This is a genomic window from Streptococcus sp. (genome assembly GCF_019414905.1).
Classification (GTDB): Bacteria; Bacillota; Bacilli; order Lactobacillales; family Streptococcaceae; genus Streptococcus.
Genome location: NZ_DXLC01000039.1, coordinates 1 through 3,256 on the forward strand (window position 1 = coordinate 1; position 3,256 = coordinate 3,256).

General features: G+C 39.1%; 3 protein-coding genes. All 3 read right to left on the reverse strand.

The window, feature by feature from the left end; genetic code table 11:
* The coding region (locus tag QZ359_RS01035) for a UDP-N-acetylglucosamine 1-carboxyvinyltransferase (RefSeq protein ID WP_293954301.1) at positions 1-923 on the reverse strand (923 nt) is incomplete at its 3' end.
* A 520-nt stretch (positions 924-1,443) separates the two neighbouring features.
* Positions 1,444-2,433, reverse strand: a complete 990-nt coding sequence (locus QZ359_RS01040) for a lipoate--protein ligase (protein ID WP_000873998.1) — start codon at positions 2,431-2,433, stop codon at positions 1,444-1,446.
* Positions 2,434-2,492: 59 nt separating this feature from the next.
* Positions 2,493-3,256, reverse strand: a 764-nt coding sequence (locus QZ359_RS01045) for an FAD-dependent oxidoreductase (protein ID WP_293954305.1), incomplete at its 5' end; no start/stop codon positions are given.

The following is a 3,256-nucleotide window of genomic DNA, read 5'->3' on the forward strand; positions in this document are numbered from 1 at the left end:
GGAGATGTGTATAAGAGACAGGGGTAAGGAGCTGTCTTAATATTGATTGCTTTCAAATTAGACTGCTCTTCGACAAAAATGCTGTCTTCAGATACAGTCATTCTCACTCCCATTTCTTCCAGCTTAGCAATAAATCCTTCTAGGTGTTCGTAAAGAACATTATTTATACGAATCCCCTTGCCGACTGCAGCAGCTAAGGAAATATATGTTCCAGCTTCGATACGGTCTGGAATCACCTGATGACGGGTTCCATGTAATCTTTCAACACCATCAATAATGATGATATTAGTTCCTGCACCGCGGATATGGGCTCCCATATTATTCAAGAGAGTAGCTACATCAATAATCTCAGGCTCACGGGCTGCATTTTCAATAATGGTACGACCATTTGCTTTAACTGCAGCAATCATCGTATTAATCGTCGCACCAACACTAACCGTATCCATGTAAATACTTGCACCATGAAGTCCTGTATCTTTAGCAGATAACTTCATGTTATCTCCCTCGTAGCTAACAGTGGCACCCATAGCTTCAAAAGCCTTAAGGTGTAGGTCAATCGGACGAGGACCAAGATCACATCCTCCCGGTAAACCAACTGTCGCTTCACCAAAACGGCCTAAGAGACTCCCATAAAAATAGTAAGATGCACGAAGACTGTTAATTTTACCATAAGGCATTGGAATATTTTGAACACCTCTTGGATCAATCTCCAAGACATCATCATAACGCTTAACAGTAGCTCCCATCAATTCCATAATTTCGACAAGACTGGCTACATCCGAAATATCTGGAACGCAATCCAAAGTCACCACATCATCAGCCAATATAATAGCTGGAATTAAGGCCACAACGCTATTTTTAGCACCACTAATAGTGATTTCACCTTGTAGTGGTAATCCACCATTGATAACAATTTTTCTCATTCTAAGTTTTTAATACTCTTTCAAGATTTCTAATAAGGTCTTTAAAATAAAGTATATCATAAATTTATCCTTTTTTCCAACCTTTTCAATTTTATTGGAGATAGTAAGTAATAAACCGGATTAAGTTGAAAGGTTGAGTCCATATTTTATGAAACATCTTTTGATACTAAAAAAGCCTAAACTAAGAACTGCAAAATACCCCAAAAATTAGATTTTCTATGTCTAACTTTTGAGGTATCGTTCAACTATAGAAATAATAATCTTTTGGGGTGTTAATACTATGTGGAAATCAAAAACAACTCATGTCTGTGTCACCTTACAGATAATCTACTACTGACCTTCTCATCTCTATATTCAATTACAAATAGTCGTATTTAGTTGATTCAGAACAAACTTCCGAGTTTTTTTGTTAAACATTGGAAGTGAGTTCTTTTTGATTCTCGTTCAGCAGGTTTTAAGATTTATCCTATCCAGATAATATCTTTTCTGCAACCCACAATGACTAACAAATAGCTTTGCTTTACTCTACTACCGCTTCAGCGATTTCTTCACGGCTAATACCAGCGAAGTAGCGTGTGATATCAATGGTTTCTAGAGCTTTAAGGACATCTTCGCGTTCGTATTTCACTCCACGAAGAACATCTTCTACTGCAGCTACGTCTTCAATACCAAAGAAGTCACCATAAATCTTGATGTCTTGGATTTTTGATTCGACGACATTAGCAAAAACTTCAACCTTACCACTAGTGAATTTTGTTCCACGACGGACGTTAAATTCAGGTGATTTACCGTAGTTCCAGTCCCAAGTACCAAACTTAGTATCCTTGATGCGATTGATTTCAGCCAATTCTTCCTCAGAAAAAACGTATTCTGTCATCTCTGGATACTCTTTTTTCATGTATTCCAATAGCAAATCACGAAATTCTTCAACCGTGATTTTTTCTGGCAATTCATTGACAATATTGGTTACACGAGCACGAACAGATTTCACACCTTTTGATTCAAATTTATCCTTTGAAACCTTAAGGGCATTGGCTAAGACTGACAAATCAACGTCAAAGAGCAAGCAACCGTGGTGCATGATGCGGCCGTTGATATAGGCTTGGGCATTGCCACAGAACTTCTTTCCATCAATCTCAAGGTCATTACGACCTGTAAATTCAGCCTTAACACCAAGTTGAGCTAGTGTATTGATAACTGGAGTTGAGAAGCTCTTAAAGTCAAAAGCCTTGTTTTCATCTTCTTTTGAAATGATCGTGTAGTTGAGGTTATTTAAATCGTGGTAAACAGCTCCACCACCACTGATACGGCGGACCACCTCAATACCATTTTCTCGAACATAATCACGGTTAATTTCTTCGATAGTGTTCTGGTGACGACCAACAATGATAGATGGCTTGTTAATCCAAAGTAGGAAGATTTGATCCTCATCCAAAAGGTGTTTAAAGGCATATTCTTCCAAGGCAATATTAAAGGCAGTGTCGTTTGAATGATTGATAATATATTTCATGATATCCCTTTATACGATAGAGACTGGAAAGCACCTTTCCAGTCTAATCTATCTTTCTTTTATTTTTTCTTAGGTGAATGGATGGCCATTCCTAAAACATCCGCAAATGCTTCGTACATCACTTCAGAGTAGGTTGGGTGTCCGTGGATAGTCTTCAGCATTTCTTCAACAGTGATTTCCATTTCGATAATGCTCGACGCTTCATTGATCAATTCTGCAGCTGCAGGACCAATGATATGAACACCAAGGATTTCACCGTATTTCTTATCTGCAATAACTTTAACGAAACCTTGAGCAGCATCAGATGCAATGGCACGACCGTTAGCTGCAAAGTTGAACTTACCAATGGCTACATCGTATTTTTCACGGGCTTGTTCTTCTGTCAAACCTACTGCTGCTACTTCAGGAAGAGTGTAGATAGCTGCAGGAGTCAAGTTCAATTTGGCAACAGCATGGTTTCCTTTGAGAGCATTTTCAGCAGCAACTTCACCCATACGGAAGGCTGCGTGAGCCAACATCTTAGTACCGTTGATGTCACCTGGTGCGTAGATACCTGGAACAGAAGTTTCCATGTATTCGTTGACCTTGATGCGACCACGATCCAATTCAAACTCAACATCGCCAATACCTTCAAGATCCGGCACACGACCGATTGAAAGAAGAGCTTTATTTGCGATGATATCGTCTTTTCCTTCAACCTTGATACGAAGTTGACCATTTTCCTCGATGATTTCTTGCAGTTTAGTACCAGTCAAGATGGTCATTCCTTTACGCTCAAGGATCAAGCGAAGGTTCTTAGAAACTTCCGCATCCATGGCTGGAA